The 18,534-nt window shown below is 54.9% G+C and carries 16 protein-coding genes; 6 read left to right on the top strand and 10 right to left on the bottom strand.

Translation table 11 applies throughout. From position 1 onward, the window contains the following. The first annotated feature begins 123 nt into the window (after window positions 1-123). On the top strand, window positions 124-1,023 hold the full coding sequence (locus CKW23_RS14085; RefSeq protein WP_025261854.1) for a DMT family transporter: 900 nt from the start codon (window positions 124-126) through the stop codon (window positions 1,021-1,023). Between the two features lie 465 nt (window positions 1,024-1,488). Here the strand turns inward: CKW23_RS14085 and CKW23_RS14080 are convergent, their stop codons facing one another. Then, window positions 1,489-2,394, bottom strand: a complete 906-nt coding sequence (locus CKW23_RS14080) for a DMT family transporter (protein ID WP_159918428.1) — start codon at window positions 2,392-2,394, stop codon at window positions 1,489-1,491. 176 nt (window positions 2,395-2,570) lie between these two features. Here CKW23_RS14080 and CKW23_RS14075 point away from each other — a divergent pair, with 176 nt between their 5' ends. Then, window positions 2,571-3,461 (top strand): 2OG-Fe dioxygenase family protein, encoded by an 891-nt coding sequence (locus tag CKW23_RS14075; RefSeq protein WP_095067756.1) that lies wholly within the window; start codon window positions 2,571-2,573, stop codon window positions 3,459-3,461. 87 nt (window positions 3,462-3,548) lie between these two features. On the opposite strand, the gene CKW23_RS14070 is transcribed toward CKW23_RS14075, so the two are convergent. From CKW23_RS14070 to CKW23_RS14050, 5 genes are all read right to left on the bottom strand, one after another. Further along, the gene (locus tag CKW23_RS14070; protein WP_095067755.1) at window positions 3,549-4,883 is read right to left on the bottom strand and encodes an LLM class flavin-dependent oxidoreductase; all 1,335 of its coding nucleotides are present in this window, start codon (window positions 4,881-4,883) and stop codon (window positions 3,549-3,551) included. A gap of 22 nt (window positions 4,884-4,905) precedes the next feature. After that, window positions 4,906-5,679, bottom strand: a complete 774-nt coding sequence (locus CKW23_RS14065) for an ABC transporter permease subunit (protein WP_095067754.1) — start codon at window positions 5,677-5,679, stop codon at window positions 4,906-4,908. Next, window positions 5,676-6,296: an amino acid ABC transporter permease gene (locus CKW23_RS14060; RefSeq protein WP_159918427.1), complete on the bottom strand. Its 621-nt coding sequence runs from the start codon at window positions 6,294-6,296 to the stop codon at window positions 5,676-5,678. Before CKW23_RS14060 ends, CKW23_RS14065 begins: the two co-directional genes overlap by 4 nt. Next, a complete protein-coding gene (locus CKW23_RS14055) occupies window positions 6,293-7,114 on the bottom strand; it encodes an ABC transporter substrate-binding protein (RefSeq protein ID WP_095067752.1) in 822 nt (273 codons plus the stop codon). Before CKW23_RS14055 ends, CKW23_RS14060 begins: the two co-directional genes overlap by 4 nt. A 106-nt stretch (window positions 7,115-7,220) precedes the next feature. Next, complete coding sequence (locus CKW23_RS14050; protein ID WP_025261847.1) at window positions 7,221-7,949, bottom strand: amino acid ABC transporter ATP-binding protein; 729 nt, start codon at window positions 7,947-7,949, stop codon at window positions 7,221-7,223. 295 nt (window positions 7,950-8,244) lie between these two features. Here CKW23_RS14050 and CKW23_RS14045 point away from each other — a divergent pair, with 295 nt between their 5' ends. Beyond that, the gene (locus CKW23_RS14045; RefSeq protein ID WP_095067751.1) at window positions 8,245-9,951 is read left to right on the top strand and encodes a sigma 54-interacting transcriptional regulator; all 1,707 of its coding nucleotides are present in this window, start codon (window positions 8,245-8,247) and stop codon (window positions 9,949-9,951) included. 34 nt (window positions 9,952-9,985) lie between these two features. On the opposite strand, the gene CKW23_RS14040 is transcribed toward CKW23_RS14045, so the two are convergent. The 4 genes from CKW23_RS14040 to CKW23_RS14025 form a co-directional block, all read right to left on the bottom strand. Next, window positions 9,986-11,284, bottom strand: a complete 1,299-nt coding sequence (locus tag CKW23_RS14040; protein WP_095067750.1) for an NAD(P)/FAD-dependent oxidoreductase — start codon at window positions 11,282-11,284, stop codon at window positions 9,986-9,988. A gap of 66 nt (window positions 11,285-11,350) precedes the next feature. Continuing rightward, complete coding sequence (locus CKW23_RS14035) at window positions 11,351-11,524, bottom strand: DUF3094 family protein (RefSeq protein WP_038400033.1); 174 nt, start codon at window positions 11,522-11,524, stop codon at window positions 11,351-11,353. A 36-nt stretch (window positions 11,525-11,560) separates the two neighbouring features. Continuing rightward, window positions 11,561-12,070 (bottom strand): MOSC domain-containing protein, encoded by a 510-nt coding sequence (locus tag CKW23_RS14030; RefSeq protein ID WP_025261844.1) that lies wholly within the window; start codon window positions 12,068-12,070, stop codon window positions 11,561-11,563. Then, window positions 12,067-12,696 carry a DUF1780 domain-containing protein gene (locus CKW23_RS14025; RefSeq protein ID WP_025261843.1) on the bottom strand — a complete coding sequence of 210 codons (630 nt, stop codon included), beginning with the start codon at window positions 12,694-12,696 and terminating at the stop codon, window positions 12,067-12,069. The genes CKW23_RS14030 and CKW23_RS14025 overlap by 4 nt, the downstream gene beginning before the upstream one ends. Window positions 12,697-12,895: 199 nt before the next feature. Between CKW23_RS14025 and CKW23_RS14020 the strand changes: the two genes are divergently transcribed. From CKW23_RS14020 to CKW23_RS14010, 3 genes are all read left to right on the top strand, one after another. Then, entirely contained in the window at window positions 12,896-14,302 is a 1,407-nt protein-coding gene (locus CKW23_RS14020; RefSeq protein WP_025261842.1) for a TolC family outer membrane protein, read from the top strand. 149 nt (window positions 14,303-14,451) lie between these two features. Further along, the gene (locus tag CKW23_RS14015; protein ID WP_025261841.1) at window positions 14,452-16,614 is read left to right on the top strand and encodes a type I secretion system permease/ATPase; all 2,163 of its coding nucleotides are present in this window, start codon (window positions 14,452-14,454) and stop codon (window positions 16,612-16,614) included. Next, window positions 16,607-18,028, top strand: coding sequence for an HlyD family type I secretion periplasmic adaptor subunit (locus CKW23_RS14010; protein ID WP_025261840.1), 1,422 nt, complete (start codon window positions 16,607-16,609; stop codon window positions 18,026-18,028). The genes CKW23_RS14015 and CKW23_RS14010 overlap by 8 nt, the downstream gene beginning before the upstream one ends. The last annotated feature ends 506 nt before the right edge of the window (window positions 18,029-18,534 follow it).

The following is an 18,534-nucleotide window of genomic DNA, read 5'->3' as shown; positions in this document are numbered from 1 at the left end:
AGCGTAGTTGCTGAAGCTGGGCATTTTTCTTTTGTGCGCTATAAAAATCAGCGCACTGTGCAAGGAAGCATCGCCGCAGCTCATGCAAGAGGCGGCTACTTCATTTCCAGGTAAGGAATATCCATGAGTACCAGCTTATTCAAACGCCCCGAGTTTTATGCACTGATTGCCGCGATTCTGAACGGTACTATCGGTGCCTTCACCCGCGTGGGCTTTGCTCACGGGGCAACCTCCAATCAGATCGCATTCTGGAAATGCTTCGTAGCCTTTCTGGTCATTGCCCTCTATTGCGCTACCAGCCAGGTACGCAGGCGAGAAACCCTCGCGCTGGCCAACAAGTGGCCTCAATTCGCCGTGCTCGCCTTTCTGGGAATATTCTGCCTCTACTTTTTTGAGACATGGGCCTTTGAAGAGGCTTCCATACCGCTGGTAGCGTTTCTGCTTTACGCCGCGGGCGCAATGACCATCGTTCTGTCTGCCATTTTCCTGGGTGAGCGAATCGGGCTGTACAAAGTCATCGCTTTTACATCCATCCTTGCGGGGGTCTACCTGATTCTGAGCTACGAAGGCGAGATCAGCGGCAGCTACCTTGGCATCACCCTCGCGCTGCTGGGTGGCCTGGGTTATGCCTTGTTCATCTTCACTTCCAAATTGATGAACGTGGGGAGTGGATTGCCACAACTGGTCTGGCTCTTTGGTTTTGGCAGCCTTTATCTGCTGGTGCCTTTGCTCAGAGAGGGCTTTGTATTTCCAGGTGGCATTGCTCTGCTGGCTATCGCTGCACTGGTACTGCTGCCCACTATTGGCGGTTTTTACTTCACGACCAAGGCTGTAGATCAGGGCGAGGCGAGCAAGGTGCAGATCATTGAAACCAGTGATCCTCTTTTTGCCACCCTGTTTGCATTCTCTTTCTTTGGGGAATCGTTGGGGCTTGCAGGGACAATCGGTGCGCTGTGCATCATGGCTGGCCTGATATTGGCGATGAAAAAGAACACGCCTCCTGCTGTGCTCGCCGCACAATAAGCAGTTTCGCTCCTACACGGACGTGCAGTTATGCGTTGAAAACGGCGTAGGAGCGAATTCATTCGCGAAGAGTCCGGCCCCCAGATAAAAACTACCCGAAGTATTCTTATAAAAAGAAGTTATAAGGTTATTTGCGTGGAAAATAAACTCTGAAAAATTACACGCCAGTGTAATGTTTCTTTACAGAACCACGTGTAAGTCGAAGTATATTCCAGGCTGGAATAATCATGTTGAAAAATGATAGTTGCCAAATATTAGCCCGTGCTTATTATCTGCTCTACATTTTCACAAGAAATAAAACACGCCTGACGACACAATCAGATGGAGTTAAAACTCACCATTTTCAATAATGGAGGTCCACAAGATCTGGAGTTTCTCACGGGGCCACAAGTCCGGGTGAGGGTTGCGATAATTCCTCAGCGGTTTCGCTGAGGAATTATCGGCAAACAGAAGTGATTCACAGAGCTATTGGGTAATAGGGGGAGCAACTTTTACCCTGCAAAACCAGACGCCCAGTAATGAAAGGATAAACCCGGCAATCTGTATCGGCACGAGCTTATCTCCAAAAAAGGCCCAAGCCTCTAATGCCGCCAAAGGCGGAGCGAGTAGTAACAGGGATGTTGTCTTGGTCATGTCCCCGTTTCTGATCAGCCAGACCAGGGACAGCGTTCCCAATCCTGATAAGACCAATACGGCCCAGGCAAGAGAAAATATAAAGTTTGCATTGACGATCAGGTGTGACTCGTCAAGGAGCAGGATAAATATCAGTGCAGCAACCGATGAAAACAGGTTCTGTATGGCCATGGAGGGCAGAAGTTCAGACTTTCCAAGTGAAGTCTTTTGCAGGATGGTGCCAAACGTTATCGAGAAAACGGAAAGTATGGCAATCAGCAAGACTGAAAACGAGTAATCAATGTGGCTGCCTGTTTGAAATGACGGGGAAAGGACAAGGGTTACGCCGGAAAGTCCAATGAAGATGCCCAGCGCTTGAAGGGGCGCGATTCTTCCCTTCAGAAAGGCTATCGAAATCACGACCGTCAGCAGCGGTTGCAGGGCACCCAGCAGAGCCATCAGGGCGGCGGGCAATCCTTTTGAAATGGCCCAGTAGCTTCCGCCCAGATAAAGACCGTTAATGAGCAGGCCCGCGAATATGTGCTTGTGCCACTCATTAAGTGGAGGCCATATTTTTTTCAGCAAGGCCGCTGCGAAAGTGAACAGTAAAAAGGAAAGAAAAAAACGACTGGCAAGAAAGATGTTGGGAGACGCGGAGCCAACGATCATTCTTCCAACGATAAAGCCGGTGGACCACAGCACAACGAACAGGCAGGAAATAAGCAGGACGGCATTATTGTGAAACCTGGCTTTTAACATGTTCTTCCCTGAAGACATAAAGTGATAAAGGATTTTGAGTTTGGTTTTCGGGATTGTCAATGGTGTAGGAGGGGTGAAGCATATTAAGTAAGTGGTCCACGTATCCTCGTGGCCAAACGTCTCAGTGATATCAAACTCATCAGTGCATGGCAGCAATCATTTAAATGAGGTTTAAAATGGGTAGTTTTAATCTGGTCAGTTTTTTGTCTGAAGTAAAATCCGCGTATGTCAGGGAAAGCTTCATTTCTCTGGACGGGGATGATGTAACGAGAATCGTAAAAGGCCTGGGGGCCACGGACGAGGATCTTGAAGCGCTCAAGAGTGTCAGCGATAATCTGCCTCCTGATCCAACCCTGCCTTTTCGCGAATCAAGGAACGGGCGTTTTGAGCTGGACTTCGCCAACTCAAAGATCAACAGGATAGAGTTTCAACCTTTTGTTCTTTCTGCCCAGGAAGACTTTGTTCGCCATGACTCGGGGAAAGTCAGAGAGTTCAGGGGGATTGGTGACGACCTGCAATTGAACCGTGCGTTTCAAGCGCTGCTGCTTTTCAAGGCCTACTTGATCAAGGACACTTCTATAAGCCCGCGGCCAAGCCTTGATTATGATTCCACCAGCCTGGTGTCCACGGTTTTCAACTTGAGAACCATCACGACACCTGAATTGCTCGGAGAGCCTGCCCTGGAGGGAGTGCATGCCGATGGGGTCGACCATACGATGACAACTCTGTTGGGCAAAGAGAATATTACGGATAACAGTGCGATCACGTTTATCCATGACAACAGAGAAAAGAATGGCACCCGCTGGAATGAAGCCAACCCCGAATATCGTCTGGGGCAGGCACAGCACAAAAAGTTTCTGGATACATTGCTGATCGTCGATCACGAACGCAAACACAGTCTCTCGCCTGTTCATGCCTCCGTGAGTGATTCACGAGCCACGCGGGACATGCTGATTTTCTTTACGCGGCATCCGACCAAGAAAGGGCATATTTCAAATCCCTACGACTCTTTCAATCCGCATAAAGAAATTCCGCTGTCTATCAATTACCCAGAGTTCATTGTGTAAGTCTCGGGTCAAAAAATCTGACCCAATCCTTTTAGCCCCACCTGCCTTGAGATGGGGCTTTGCTTTGCCGGGCATTTGCCCTCGGCTTCACGCCGGCAAATCGATATCGGGCAACTCCAGGTGCGAGCGCAGCGTATTGCCCGTGTAAGCGGTGCGGTAAGCATTACGTCGTTGCAGTTCAGGTATGACCAGGTCGACGAAGTCCTGCATGCCTCCCAGCAGATGTGGCCACATGACCGCATAGCCATCCACGATCCCCGCATCGAACCAGTCCAGCAATTGGTCGGCTACCTGCTGTGGATTACCCACCACTACAAGATGACCTGCCGCGCTGGCGACGCGCTCGATGACCTGCCTGAGCGTCATCTGCTCACGTTTCGCCATGTCCCGAAGTAATTCATATCGGCTTTTAATACCGGGAACGGCCGCGGGATCGAGTTCTGGAAACGGGCCGTCCAGCGGCCAGTCAGACAGGTCGACACCAATGAGTTCAAATAACAGGGCTCTACCCACCTCGGGTTCCAGCAAACGCCCCAGTTCGGCCTGTTTCTCACGGGCCTGCTCTTCGGTCTCACCGACAATAACCAGAACACCCAGCAGCAGGCGTACCCCTTCGGCCGATCGCCCGTGGAGCTGCGCCAGCCGACGGATATCCGAGCCGATTCGTTGCGCGTCCTCGCGAGTCTGAGCTGCAAAGAACACGGCATCGGCAGTCTGGGCAGCAAAGCTTCTGCCGACATCGGAAGCGCCAGCCTGGAACAGCACGGGATGGCCTTGAGGTGAGCGAGGTACGTTAAGCGGGCCTTCAACCTTATAGAACCGGCCTTCATGGCCGACGGGATTCACCCGTGCCGGATCGGCAAACCGTGCGTTCTCCTTGTCGCCGAGAATGGCATCATCCTTCCAGCTGTCCCAAAGCTTTCGTACCACGGCGACAAACTCTTCAGCGCGTGCGTACCGCTCGTCATGGGGCGGCAGGCTTGTCCCGAAGTTGCGCGACTCCGCTTCACTGGCAGTCGTCACGATATTCCAGCCGACGCGCCCGCCGCTGAGATGATCCAGCCAGGCGAAGGTGCGGGCAACATTGAAGGGCTGCGTGTGTGCTGTCGATACCGTGCCCACCAGACCAATATGCTCCGTTACACCGGCAATCAGTGCGAGCGTGCTGATAGGTTCCGCCCGAAAGGGAATGCCCTTGGCAATGTTTTTAAAGCCGTCTTTATCCCGGTCCTGTGCGACGGCCAGAATGTCCGGGAAAAAGATCAGGTCGAAAAGACCTCGCTCGGCCAGTCGGGCGAAGTCTTTGTAGTAGGCGGCGCTGAGCACCTGGGCAGTGTCGGCTTTCGGATGACGCCAGGAGGCAATATGGTTACCCCCAAGAGCGCCGAATGCAGCCAGGTGCAGTTGGCGTTGAGTGGTCATGGTCTACTCCTTGTATGAGGTTTCAACTAACGGCAACTTTGGCGCTCTGGTTCTCGTGCTCCAGGGTTGAATTGCCGGAAATGCGTGCGGATATCCGGTTGATGACCCACTGCAGAACATCGCTCATGACATAGTAAAAACCGGCAATAAGTGCGTAGCACTGCCAAGGCGCAACCACCCGGTTATTCACCAGTACGGTTGTTCTGAAGAAGTCGGTAATTCCGAGTGGATAAAGAAGTGTGGACAGCTTGAAAACCACAATGGAGATCGCGCCCAGCGCCGGGACGCAGGAGATAAGCGCCTGGGGCAATATGATGCGAAGCAATGTTGTTCTACGTGACAAACCGGTGATTTCAGCGGCTTCGATCTGTAGCTGTTCGACTCCCGCGATTGCACTGCGCAGGGCTTCGCAATAATAGCTTCCCCCGATCACGGTCAGTGCCACGACTGCGGCCGTTGCGGGTGTCACTCTGAACGGTAATACCTCCGGTGATACCAGATAGGCTGCGCTGATAATGAAGAGCGGCGGCACGGCTTGAGTGGCTACAACAATGAAGCCCCCGATAAAACCCGCAAGGCCTCCGGCAAGCCGCAGACTTGCCAATAATCCACCGAAGAGCAAACCCAGTACTACGCCTGCCAGGGAATAGATGGCTGTCGTATAAAGACCCTCCAGAAAAAACGGCCAGGACGAAGCCAGTTCTTTCCAGATCGGATCGATCAGAGCCCATACACCAAAAAGAGCCGGGATGATCAGCAATCGGTATCTGCCAATAATGGACAGGACGGTTTTCATATCCTGCTCCGTAATCTTTTTTCCATGAAATAGCCGGCGGCCATTATCGGGAGTGTCAGCACTGCATAGGAGGCCGCTGCGGCGAGGAAACCGCGCAAGTATTCAAAGGTTTGAGACTGCAATGTTTCCGATGCGCCGGTGAGTTCTACAACACCAATGAGCGAGACTATCGAGGTGTTTTTAATGATTTCTGCGGTTTGCAGTACCAGCGAGGGAGCGACCAGACGCAAGGCTTCCGGTAGCCGGATTGAAAAAGCGGTTCTCGACCATGACAAACCTGAACTCAGAGCTGCGTCTTCATACTCGGTGGGAACGGCTCTCAGCCCTCCCGACAGGATTTCGGCGCAATACCCGACTTGATGCAGTACAAGCGCAATGACTCCGCATATCAGTGGATTGAGTTGCAGAAGATAAAAGCACACGAAAAGTTTGACGATCAAAGGGACTTTTATCGCGAGGTCTACATATCCCCGGGCCCATGCAGACCTGGCATGCAGTGCCAGAGCGACAGGCGCACTGAGGATTGCAGTAATGCCCAGGCTTATGACGGCCAAAAGCAGAGTCGTGGTAAACGCCGAGGCGAACAGAGTGCCCGCCTCATCCCAGAACGATATCAATTCTCGATACCTGGCTGCAGTCTGTATTGAGACCAGAGGGTGAATTCAGGTTTGTAGCCAAAATGCTTTTCGTACAGTTCGGCAAACTCGCCACGGGCCCAGATCTTCTGAATGGTATGGTTCAGATAATTACGCCAGAGTGAATCGTTCTGTCGCACGATGATTGCCTGTGGATCGGTAAAGAATGCTTCGCCAATCTTCAGGCTGTCGCCATAACGTTTGGCGTAGGCCTTGGCTGAAAAACTGTTGAGCAGCACGGCATCTGTCTGATTGGAGCGCAGGGCTTCAACGGCATCGCTGTAGTTGTCAAAGAACGTCACCTGGCCGGTCGGCACAAGGTCTTTGAAGAGTTGAGCCGCGTAATTGTTCTTGGACGTGGAAACACGTTTGGGTGGCGTGTAGGTCTTGATATCGCCACTGTCACCGGCCCGAACCAGCGGCACTACATAGTCCCAGTTATAAACGATGGTGAAATCCAGTACCTGCTCACGTTTTACAGTGGGTGTGGTCGACCCGAACATCGCATCGATGTCGCCGTTCTTGATGGAGGGAATCTGAACGGCTCCGGAAATGGGCTTGAACTCGACACTCACATTCAGCTCTTTGGCCACGGCCCTGGCAAGGTCCGGAGCGAAACCGACACTTTTACCGTCCGCGCCGATCTGCGCCATGGGCGGTGCGCTGGGATCTACGCCAATGACCAGTTTGCCGCGCTGCTTGACTTGATCCAGCACCGATACCGTTTCGGCTGCGATGGTGGGCAAAGAAAGAAAAGAAGAGATCGCGAGAATTCCTGCCCACAACAATTTTCTTTTCATAGGCTTGCTCCATATAAATATCTAGTAAGTTGTCTCGGAATAAAGTCATTCCAGCGGATTAATGCCGATCAGCTAAGGCATGCATGTCACGGACTGTGAAGCCCAGCTAGCGATGTAAGATGCTTTCGATAAAGCGAGCGGCCCGATCCGTTTGCGGACGTTTGAAAAAGTCCTCGGCAGGTTGTGTCTCCAGGTTTTTCCCGTGGTCGAAAAAGGCAACTTCATGCGCCACTTCCCTGGCAAAGGCGAGTTCATGAGTGGCCACGGCCATCGTTGTGCCGCCGCGAGCCAGGCCGCGCATGACGTCGAGCACTTCGTGGACAAGTTCCGGGTCCAGGGCAGAAGTGGGTTCATCCAGTAGCAACACGTCAGGCTCAAGTGCGAGTGCGCGGGCGATTGACGCGCGCTGGGCCTGGCCACCGGACAGCGTAGCGGGCCAGGCTGTACTTTTGTCGGTAAGGCGAACCTTACCCAGCGCTTCATAGGCTTTTTCTTCTGCATCCTGATGAGAAAGCTGCCTGACTTTGCGCAAGGCCAGCGTGATGTTTTCCATCACTCGCATAGTGGGGTAGAGCGCCGGGCGCTGGAAAACAAAGCCAATACGTCCCCGCACTTCAGGCTTGCGCAAGGCTTCACGATTGATGGGAATATCCCCAAGAAACACCGAGCCCCGAGTGGACGGTTCAAGCCCGCTCAGGATCCGTAGCAAAGTGCTTTTTCCACAACCACTGGGACCGCAAAGTGCCAGTACCTTTCCTTTTTCAAGAGAAAGGGATACACCGTCCAATACGGCTCTGTCTCCAAAAAATTTATATAATTCTTTGGCTTCAAGCATTGAGTGACTCCATGGTGGGAAGCGAGATATCCCTTGATACTGCTGGGTACGTTCAGCGTATGGAGACTTCACAATTGGTTCGGTAAACTATCAGTCGCTCAAGTACTTGGCAAAGAACAAAAAAATCTATTCTTAGAGAATGGAATAAGGGTGTTTTTGAATTGTTGTAAAAAAACTTTACATTTGTGCAGGTGCAGTCATATCTTCGCTGGGCGGGAGCGGTGAAATATTAGCCGCTTTTGAGCGAGTCAGCAGGTAGGTATTATTTTATGGTAGAAAGAGAGCGATAATCTACATGGCAGGCTATGAAGTGGGCATCAATGGAATGAAGGCATCACACCACGGCGAGTCTTGTGATTTTGATGATGAGCTGAACCTGATAGGGGACGTACTTAGCCTTGTTTGGGGCGAGTATAATTTCTCGCTCGCCCTTTATGATCACAACAGTAATATGGTTGTGTCTCGCGGTCTGGTTTACATTCCCGGTGTGCTGCCAGAAAACCTGAAAGAAAACTCAGGGGTGTTGTCCTCATCCGAAAGTCATACGCATTTGTTTTATTGGAAGATCCTTCCCGATCAGGTCGATATGTTTTTTGTCGTCTCAATAAAGAAAGACTGTCATGCCGAGGTTGATAAACACATTCTGTCAGCGGTCGGTCGTATCGGTGTCCACGTGGTTGGGCAGAATATCCTGCTCAACAAATTCTCAATATTCCTCCGGCAATCCATCCGGGAAAGAGATGCCGTCAGTGGGCTGATTGAAGATGGTTTGCTCGTTCTCGACCAGTCAGGTTTCCTGAAGTATATAAATGAAGCCGGAAAGAAAATGCTCAAGATAGACGATGCGAAACGCCAGTTTCGCGATTTGCTTGGGTTTGAGCCGATCATCGGAGATGTCTTTACGCAAAAGCGTGGCTACGTAAACAAGAAGGTTGTCATTCTACGAGGTGAAGACGAAATTCCCTTGGTGGATACGGCCATTCCCATTGCTGATGACGACGGTAGAATCGTTTCTGTTGTAAATATATTCAGAAGGTTTTCTACAGCGTCCACGCTTCCCGATCAAGGTCTGAGGGAAGAGTCAGGCATCGGGTTCGATAAATTATTGGGAGTGTCCACTCTCTTTCAGAATGCCATAGAGACTGCAAAGCAGTATGTCGGTTTGAACGAGGCTCTGTTGATCTCTGGAGAACCCGGCACCGGAAAGAGCACTTTTGCACAAGCGCTTCATGGTGTAGATGAAAGCACTCATAAAGAAATGCGGGTCATCGACTGTTCCCGATTGTCTGTCGCAGATTTCAAGGAAAAAATCCTGTGTTACGTCATGACGGACGATCAAGTCGGCAGGTGGGAGTTTCATCCTGATATTTTCCAGAACCGGACTTTGTTTATAGACGGTGTTGATGTTTTGCCCATCTCCATACAGGTGTATCTTTTTCAGGCCTTGAAAGAGCATCAACACACATCAGGGCTCAAGATTCTTATGGCAACAACCGATGCAATGGGCGTCGTACTCCATGAGCAGAGACTGCATCCCAAACTGCTCGGAGTATTGAGTCGTCATAACCTTGAGCTTCCACCTTTGCGAAAAAGGCCAAAAGATGTGGAGCTTTATACGAGCTTTTTCTGGCGTGAAGAACATGCGCAGGGTAAAAGATCAGCCATTCCCGTCCGCCTTTGCAAACTTCTGAAAAAGCAGGACTGGAAGGAAAATATTTCACAATTGAAACGGGTCGTTCGGCAGTTGGCCAATGCTCCCCGACGCTTCAAGTCCGAGGATGAATACACCAATGAGATCAATGATCTTATCAGGCAGTCCGCTGTTTCCCATCAAGCCATAAGCCCTGATTTCGATCAGCCTTTGATGCACGATGCCGAAAAACAAGCCATCTTTCTTGCACTGAAAGCCATGAACTTCAATGTCTCCAAAGCCGCTCTGGCGCTGGGAATAAGTCGCCCGACACTGTATTCAAAAATGAAAAAATACCAAATAAGCGCCTGACCCCAGGCGCTTATTGAAACTTGACGCTTACAGCTTAATGCAACTTCATCCGTGGCTCGGTCCCTTTACCAATCTTGCTCCCGAGCATCAACATCAAGGTACGGAAAGTGCCATATAGCGCCATCTGGTGCATACGGTACAGCGAGATATAGAACATCCGCGCCAGCCAGCCTTCAAGCATTACGCTGCCCATCAGATTCCCCATCAGGTTACCCACCGCCGAGAAACTCGACAGGGAAATCAGGGAGCCGTAATCCTTGTAGGTGTATTCCGGCAGTTCCTTGCCTTCGATCCGCAGGCGCAGTGATTTGACCAGCAACGAAGCCTGCTGGTGAGCGGCCTGGGCGCGAGGCGGAACGTTGCGGTCGGTGCCTTTCTGTGGGCAGGCGGCGCAGTCGCCAAAGGCGAAGATGTTTTCATCCCGGGTGGTCTGCAGAGTCGGCAGCACTTGCAACTGGTTGATGCGGTTGCTTTCCAGCCCGTCGAGTTCATGCAGGAAGGCCGGGGCCCGAATGCCTGCCGCCCAGACTTTCAGGACCGCCGGTATGACCTGGCCGCTGGCCGTGACCAGGCCTTCGGCCGTCACTTCGCTGACTGACGAGTTGGTCAGCACGGTCACGCCCAGTTTCTCCAGGGTTTTATGCACCGGTGCGCCAATGCGTTCAGGCAAGGCAGGCAGCACCCGTGGCCCGGCTTCGATCACGGTGATGCGCAGGTTTTCCGGTTTGATCTGGCCCAGTCCGTAAGACGCCAGTTCATGGGCGGCGTTGTGCAGTTCGGCGGCCAGTTCCACGCCGGTTGCGCCAGCGCCGACGATGGCCACGGTGATTTCCTGAGCGCTGTCGGCTTGTCCGGCGTGAGCGCGCAAGTAGTGGTTGAGCAGTTGCTGGTGGAAGCGTTCTGCCTGTTTGCGACTGTCCAGGAACAGGCAGTGCTCAGCTGCGCCCTTGGTGCCGAAATCATTGGTGGTACTGCCCACGGCCAGCACCAGCGAGTCGTAACCCAGGCTGCGTGCCGGCACCAGTTCTGCGCCGTTTTCGTCCAGTGTGGCGGCCAGGTGAATCTGGCGGCTTTCACGGTCCAGACCGGTCATGCGCCCGAGTTGAAACTGGAAGTTGTTCCACTTGGCCTGGGCCACGTAGTTCAGTTCGTCTTCATACGAGTTGAGTGAACCGGCGGCCACTTCATGCAGCAGGGGTTTCCAGATGTGCGTCAGATTGGCGTCCACCAGCGTCACGCTGGCGGTGCCTTTCTTGCCCAGGGTTTTACCCAGACGGGTTGCCAGCTCCAGACCGCCAGCGCCTCCGCCAACGATGACAATACGATGAGTCATAAGGATTACTCGGAAGGTTTAAGGAATTCGGGGGCAGGAGCTCGATCTTCGCGAGCGCAAGGCAGCTCATAGCGTCAGATAGCTCAGTAAACGGCTCAGCAAGCCCAGGCCGATGACCACGGCAATTACCAGAACAAGGAGCAGCCATGGCCGAAAAGGCCTGCGCTCAACCTGATGCTGGGGGGCGTTGAGGTAGTGTTGGACACGGCTTTGGTCGTCCGGGTTCAGACGGCTGCTCATTTTTGCCTCTTGCAGACGTTGCCTGCTGTCAGTGCGTTATATCGCTGGTGGCTCCAATGGTTCGACTCGCAGCATGTCATCCAGTCGAATGATTCCACTTTGTATCACTCGGGCGGTGATTCCGCCATGGCCGCGTACGGCCTGGAAGGTCCCGTGGCCCAGGCGTTGTTCGAGCCGCGCGCAGGGCTGGCACCAGCCGGTGGTTTCCAGGATTGCCTGACCGACCTTGAATCGTCGGCCTTTGAGGCTGAACAGGTTGATGCCGCTGATGACCAGATTGCGGCGCAGGTCCTGGGGCACGATAGGGTTATCCATAGGCCTGCCCAATAGCGAACTGACCACCGCCAGATGCTCCCACTGAATCAGCGTCACCTGCCGGGCATTGCGCGGGCCGGGGCGTGAGTGGTCGCCGGTCAGTCCAGCTTCGCGCCGCGCCTCCACGGCATCCAGCTCGATCATGTCGAGACGTGATTGCGGGCGCACGCCGATCCAGCGCACCAGGCCTTGTTGAGGCACATCGGCCAGCAGTTCTTGCAAGGGGCTCATAAACTGATTCCAACATCAAAGACGACACTGCGTCCCAAGTTGGTCCGCAGAAAATCCGGAGCGTCCGGATGAGCAAACAATACCCGCGCAAAGGTCGGGCCGACCAGCGACAACGAGCGCCAGCCCTGGCGCAGGTATTCAGTCGGTGGTGGAAAGTGACTGTTGAGATCCAGCACTTCACGCTTGAGGCTGGCAAACGCAATGATATCCAGCTCGCCCAGGTTCAGGCCGCGCTCACGGTAATTGCTGGCCTTCTTGCTTAGCGTGGGAGCCAGCCTGCGCAGCAGCTCGGACGCCGGGATGCGTTTGGGTTTGGCCTCCCGTCGCACCAACTGGCTCAGCGAGAACGCGCTACGTCGTCGCTCCAGTTCCTCGCGCCACTCATCATTTAGGCGCCGGCCTTCATCCAGCACAAAGAACACCTCGAAACAGGCGTCGCGAAACAGCACATCGGGAGGCTCCTGACCCGCAGGCAGAAAGTCTTCATGGCGATGAGGGATGTTCAAGCCTTGCAGCAGGCGTTCACAAACCCAGCGCTCGCGCTCCCACTTTCGCGCATTGGAAAGGAAGGCGTTGGCTTGTTCGGCCTGGCTCGTGAGCAGGCGTAAATAGTCTGAGTCATCCATGGCCCAAGCTTAGCGTCCAAATGTGAACGTGAAAAACAAAGACTTGGCTGTTTCGAGAGTTTTTTGTACCGATTTCAGGCGGCGCAGGCCTGTTGCAAAAAATACCGGTTTTGTTGCCTAAAGCTTTTGTTCTTTGCGCCGAACCCATGGCGAGCCAATTAAATGACGCTCAGGAATTCCTTTCTCGCATGGAACGTAGATGAATCCCTATTTCTCCCTTGGTCTGGTCATCCTGTGTTGCGCCAGCGCATACAGCGGGTCGGCTTTATCCCGTGATTTGCCTGGGCAACATGCCGATCTGTTAGGCGTTTATCAGTCGGCTGCGCTCAACGATGCGCAATTGTCGGCTGCACGTCACGCCTATCAGGCCCAGCGCGAAGCGGTGCCGCAGGCGCGGGCCGGTCTTTTGCCTAATCTGACTGCCGGTGCGACTTCCGAAGTGACTCGTCTTGAGCGTGACGAACCTGCGTTGAGCCGCGAGCGCAGCGGCACAACCTTTCGTGCCAACCTCAACCAGCCATTGTTCCGTATCGATCGCTGGTTTCAATTGAAGGCTGCCCAATCCAGCGTGAGCCAGGCCGAGCTGGAGCTTTCCGCCAGGGAGCAGACCCTGGTGCTCACGGCCGCCCAGGCCTACTTTGAAACCCTGCGCCAACTGGACGGTTTTGCTGCTGCCCAGGCTGAAGAAACCGCACTGCTGCGCCAGCGCGACCAGGCCCAGGGGCGTCTGGAAGATGGCGCTTCGAGTATCACCGACGTGTATGACGCGCAGGCTGCCTATGACAATGCCCGCGCCAACCGTCAGCAGGTACAGCGAAGGGTGGACGATGCCTATGAGGCGCTGGAGCGTCTGACCAAACACACGTACACCTCGATTGCCGGCATGGGCCATCAACTGCCGGTCGAAGCACCTGTTCCTAATGATGCCCGCGCCTGGGTGGATACCGCCGTGCGGCAGAATCTGGAGTTGCAGGCCAGCGAGCATGCGGTCAGTGCCGCCGAACAGACGCTCAACCAGCGCAAGGCCGGGCATGCGCCGACCATCGACGCCGTAGCCTCCTACCGCAAGGGCGACAACGACAGTTTTGGCTACAGCAACCCTACCGACTTCGGCAGTAACGGCTATCGCGAAAAGGTTGCGCAAAGCAGCATCGGTATCGAGCTGAGCATTCCTCTTTATTCGGGCGGGATGACCAACTCCCAGATCAAGGAGTCCACCGAGCGCCTTTATCAGAGCCAGGACGAACAGGAAGACCGTCGTCGGGAAGTGGTGTTGAACACGCGCAATGCCTTTCGCGGTATCAACGCCGGGATAGAGCAGATTACGGCTCGCCGGCAAAGCATTGTGTCTGGTCAGAAGTCCGTGGAAGCCAACCAGGTGGGGGTGGATGTCGGTTCGCGCAATATTGCTGACGTGCTCAATGCCCAACGCCAGTTGTACGCGGCCGTTCGCGACTACAACGATGCCCGTTATGACTACATTCTCGACAATCTCAGGCTTAAACAGGCGGCTGGCACCCTCGGCCCCGATGACCTCAAGGCGCTCGCGTTATACCTGAAACAGGACTATGACCCGGCCCGGGATTTTCTGCCGCCAGGGCTTTGAGCGAGGTTTTTGAGGTTGTGTAGCTCAAAAGTAACGATGTCGATACATTAGTTTCCAAAAATGTGATATTCGTCACAGTGGCTTATTGCTACTATTTAACAACTTGATCAGATTTGCCCATCCAGGTGGCATGTCGGCAGGGAAGCGCTATGAACGATTCAGGAATGGGCACTGCGGTGCCCGAAAGCGCCCCGCGCCTCGACACTGGCCTGGCCTCGCTGGTCATGCTTGCCCGCTTTCATCAGGTGGCGGCGTCCCCCGACCAACTCGCCCATGAGTTCGGCAGCCCTGACCAGAACCTGTCCCTGGAAAGCCTGCTGCTGGCCGCCCGCAAGCTCGGTCTCAAGGCCAAGGTAGCCAAAACCAGCACAGAACGTCTGGACCGTACGCCATTGCCTGCCATCGCGGCGGATAACAACGGCGGCTTCTTTATCATTGCGCGTCTGGACCAAGGCAAGGCGTTGATCCATGACCCTCTCGCCCAGCGTCCGGAAGTCATTACCTTCGAGGCCTTGCAAGAGCGTTGGACCGGCCAGTTGGTGCTGATCCGCTCTGAAGCCGGTACGCCGGGTGAGTCCTCCCGTTTCGATTTCACCTGGTTCATCCCGGCCATCGTCAAATACCGCAAGCTGCTGGGCGAAGTGATGCTGGTGTCCTTTGTGCTGCAGATATTCTCCCTGATCACGCCGCTGTTCTTTCAGGTGGTCATGGACAAGGTGTTGGTCCACCACGGCCTGACGACGCTGGACGTGATCGCCATCGGCCTGGCTGGCGTCATGCTGTTCGAGTCGGCGCTGTCGGGCTTGCGCACCTATGTATTTGCCCACACCGCCAGCCGCATCGATGTCGAACTCGGCTCGAAATTGTTCCGTCACCTGATTACCTTGCCGCTGTCGTACTTTCAGGCGCGTCGCGTGGGGGATTCGGTGGCGCGGGTTCGGGAGCTGGAAAACATCCGCAACTTCCTGACTGGCAACGCCATCACCCTGCTGCTGGATGTGCTGTTCTCCGTGGTCTTCATTGCAGTGATGTTCTACTACAGCGGCTGGCTGACTTTGATCGTTTTGCTATCGCTGCCGCTTTACGTGCTGGTGTCGGTGCTGATTACCCCGGTGCTGCGCAAACGCCTCAACGACAGCTTTGCCCGTGGTGCCGAGAACCAGGCCTTCCTGGTGGAAACCGTCAACGGCATCGACACCCTCAAGTCCATGGCCGTGGAACCCCAGGCCATCCGCAAGTGGGACAACCAGCTCGCGGGGTATGTCGCTGCCGGTTTCAAGACCCAGAACCTGTCGACCATTGCCAACGAAAGCGTCTCCTTGATCGGCAAGCTGGTCACCGTCGCGACCTTGTGGTTCGGCGCCCGATTGGTGATCGACGGCCAGCTTTCGGTGGGCCAGTTGATTGCCTTCAATATGCTGGCCGGGCGTGTGGCCCAGCCGATCATGCGCCTGGCGCAACTGTGGACCAACTTCCAGCAGACCGGTGTCTCTGTTCAGCGTCTGGGCGACATCCTCAATACCCGTAACGAACTTTCCCAGGCCACCCGCAGCGCCTTGCCGCCCATCAAGGGGCGTATCGAGTTCGATCAGGTGCATTTCCGCTATCGCCCGGACGGTTCTGAGATCCTGCGCGGCATCAACCTCACCATCATGCCGGGCCAGGTGATTGGTGTCGTGGGGCGCTCGGGGTCGGGCAAAAGCACCCTGACACGCCTGTTGCAGCGGCTTTATGTCCCCGAACGTGGTCGCGTGCTGGTGGATGGCATGGACCTCGCTCTGGCTGACGTGTCCTCGCTGCGTCGACAAATCGGTGTGGTGCTGCAAGACAACATGCTGTTCAACCGCAGCATCCGCGAAAACATTGCCCTGAGCGATGCCGGCGCGCCGCTGGAAACCGTGATGCAAATGGCCAAGCTGGCCGGTGCTCACGACTTCATTCTGGAGTTGCCGGAAGGTTACGACACCATGGTCGGTGAGCATGGTGCCTCGCTCTCGGGTGGTCAGCGCCAACGTATCGCTATTGCCCGTGCCCTGATGGGCAACCCGCGCATCCTGATCTTCGACGAAGCCACCAGTGCGCTGGACTATGAGTCCGAACGCATCGTCCAGCAGAACATGCAGGCCATCTGCAAGGGCCGCACCGTCATCATCATTGCTCACCGGTTGTCGGCGGTGCGCGATGCCAACCGTATCGTGGTCGTCGATCGCGGGCAGATCGTCGAACAAGGTACCCACGCCGAACTGCTGACGCATCAGGCTGGCCATTACTCACGTCTGCATCGCCTGCAGCAAGGAGGCGGTCATGTCTAACGCCGAATCAAACGGACTGCTGCAACGTTATCGCCGGGTATGGCGTCAGTCCTGGCGTCGCCGCCATGAAATGGATGCGCCCAAGCGTCTGGCCCATGAAGTGCAATTCCTGCCCGCAGCCCTGGAGTTGCAGGACAAACCCAGCCACCCCGCACCAAGAATCTTCATGTGGGCGATCATGGTTTTTGCTGCGCTGGCCTTGCTCTGGGCCTGCCTGGGCAGGATAGATGTAGTGGCCACCGCCAGCGGCAAGGTCATCCCCAGCGGCAAGACCAAAACCATCCAGTCCAGCGAGACGGCGGTGGTCAAGGCGATTCATGTGCGTGACGGACAGTCGGTCAAGGCTGGCCAGTTGCTGCTGGAACTGGACTCCACAGCCGCCGATGCCGATGTCGGGAGGGTACGCAGCGACCTGCTGGCAGCACGTATCGACAACGCCCGTGCCGCCGCCATGCTCGATGCCATCAACCAGCGCAAACCACCGCGGGACCTGACCGGTATCATTCGCGATGCCGATCCCGAACATGTCCTTGCTGCCGAGCGCTGGCTGCAAGGCCAGTATCAGGAGTACCGCAGCAGCCTCGACCTGGCCGAAGCCGAAATCCAGCAACGCCAGGCCGATATCCAGGCGGCACGCATCCAGGTCGCGAGCCTGCAGAAAACCCTGCCGATCGCCACCAAACTGGCCAACGACTACGAAAACCTGCTGAAAAAACAATACATCGCTCGCCACGCCTACCTGGAAAAGGAACAGGCTCGTCTCGATCTTGAGCGACAACTCAGTGTGCAACAGGCCAGCGTCCTGCAATCCACCGCCGCCCGCCAGGAAGCCGAACGCCGTCGCGAAGGCGTGGTCGCCCAAACCCGTCGCGCCATGCTCGACCTGCTGCAGCAGGCCGACCAGAAAATCGCCACCTTCAGCCAGGACCTGACCAAGGCCCGTTACCAGGAAGACCTCACCACCCTCGAAGCGCCGGTGGATGGCACTGTTCAGCAACTGAACGTCCACACCGTCGGCGGCGTCGTCACCCCCGCACAACCCCTGATGGTCCTCGTCCCCGATGGCCAGCCCGTGGAAGTGGAAGCCATGCTGGAAAACAAGGACGTCGGCTTCGTCCGCGCCGGCCAGCCCGTTACCGTCAAAGTCGAAACCTTCACCTTCACCAAGTACGGCACCATCGAAGGCGAAGTCATCAGCGTCTCCAGTGACGCCATCGAAGACGAAAAACGCGGCTTGATCTACAGCAGCAAGATCCGCCTTAACAGCGACACGCTGAATATCAATGGCGTGGATATCAAGTTGTCGCCGGGTATGGCGGTGACGGCGGAAGTTAAGACTAACAAGCGGCGGGTTATTGAGTATTTCCTGAGTCCGTTGCAGCAGCATGCGTCGGAGAGTTTGAGGGAGCGGTAGTTTAATGTTTCGCTTCTAGTGGTTGTTTTTTAACTAAGCGTTTAGTTGTGTTTGGTGTGCTTCTGCGATCTTGGGATCGTGATGCCGGTGCTGGTTAACAGATTTACTCTCTATATTGAAAGGGGTTTGGTTATGAGCGTGTCGATTGGGGCTGACGGCATTACGGTCAAAGATTCAGCGGGAAATACTCTGAATATTGGTACCGGCGGAGCTATCAAGGTTTCAGACAAAAATGGTAATGAAGTCGGATATTCTGGTGGAGAACTTTCCTATACTTGGGGGGCAGGTAATACAACGGTAAAAGGTAATGGGAACGGGGAGGTTGGTATCTCTGTTGGCCTGCCTGGCGGCGCTTCGGTAGAGCTGTCTGGGCAGGTGAACGGTGGCGGTGCCACTCTGACCAAGGCAGAGATATCCGGCCCCGAAATCGGCATAAAAAGTCCCTATGGTGCGATAGAACTGACAGGGCAACCGAAAGCGACCTATACCCCTGAGGGCGGCTGGAC

Source organism: Pseudomonas sp. Irchel 3A18 (assembly GCF_900187465.1).
In the GTDB taxonomy this organism is placed as follows: Bacteria; Pseudomonadota; Gammaproteobacteria; order Pseudomonadales; family Pseudomonadaceae; genus Aquipseudomonas; species Aquipseudomonas cichorii.
The sequence above is the reverse complement of the archived record's forward strand: the minus strand, read 5'-3'. Positions and strand labels throughout refer to the sequence as shown.

What these genes read in the sequence shown, in the direction of transcription:
- CKW23_RS14085 (WP_025261854.1), top strand. Translation starts at nt 124, where the DNA reads ATGAGTACCAGCTTATTCAAACGCCCCGAGTTTTATGCACTGATTGCC.
- CKW23_RS14080 (WP_159918428.1), bottom strand. Translation starts at nt 2,394, where the DNA reads ATGTTAAAAGCCAGGTTTCACAATAATGCCGTCCTGCTTATTTCCTGC.
- CKW23_RS14075 (WP_095067756.1), top strand. Translation starts at nt 2,571, where the DNA reads ATGGGTAGTTTTAATCTGGTCAGTTTTTTGTCTGAAGTAAAATCCGCG.
- CKW23_RS14070 (WP_095067755.1), bottom strand. Translation starts at nt 4,883, where the DNA reads ATGACCACTCAACGCCAACTGCACCTGGCTGCATTCGGCGCTCTTGGG.
- CKW23_RS14065 (WP_095067754.1), bottom strand. Translation starts at nt 5,679, where the DNA reads ATGAAAACCGTCCTGTCCATTATTGGCAGATACCGATTGCTGATCATC.
- CKW23_RS14055 (WP_095067752.1), bottom strand. Translation starts at nt 7,114, where the DNA reads ATGAAAAGAAAATTGTTGTGGGCAGGAATTCTCGCGATCTCTTCTTTT.
- CKW23_RS14050 (WP_025261847.1), bottom strand. Translation starts at nt 7,949, where the DNA reads ATGCTTGAAGCCAAAGAATTATATAAATTTTTTGGAGACAGAGCCGTA.
- CKW23_RS14045 (WP_095067751.1), top strand. Translation starts at nt 8,245, where the DNA reads ATGGCAGGCTATGAAGTGGGCATCAATGGAATGAAGGCATCACACCAC.
- CKW23_RS14040 (WP_095067750.1), bottom strand. Translation starts at nt 11,284, where the DNA reads ATGACTCATCGTATTGTCATCGTTGGCGGAGGCGCTGGCGGTCTGGAG.
- CKW23_RS14035 (WP_038400033.1), bottom strand. Translation starts at nt 11,524, where the DNA reads ATGAGCAGCCGTCTGAACCCGGACGACCAAAGCCGTGTCCAACACTAC.
- CKW23_RS14030 (WP_025261844.1), bottom strand. Translation starts at nt 12,070, where the DNA reads ATGAGCCCCTTGCAAGAACTGCTGGCCGATGTGCCTCAACAAGGCCTG.
- CKW23_RS14025 (WP_025261843.1), bottom strand. Translation starts at nt 12,696, where the DNA reads ATGGATGACTCAGACTATTTACGCCTGCTCACGAGCCAGGCCGAACAA.
- CKW23_RS14020 (WP_025261842.1), top strand. Translation starts at nt 12,896, where the DNA reads ATGAATCCCTATTTCTCCCTTGGTCTGGTCATCCTGTGTTGCGCCAGC.
- CKW23_RS14015 (WP_025261841.1), top strand. Translation starts at nt 14,452, where the DNA reads ATGAACGATTCAGGAATGGGCACTGCGGTGCCCGAAAGCGCCCCGCGC.
- CKW23_RS14010 (WP_025261840.1), top strand. Translation starts at nt 16,607, where the DNA reads ATGTCTAACGCCGAATCAAACGGACTGCTGCAACGTTATCGCCGGGTA.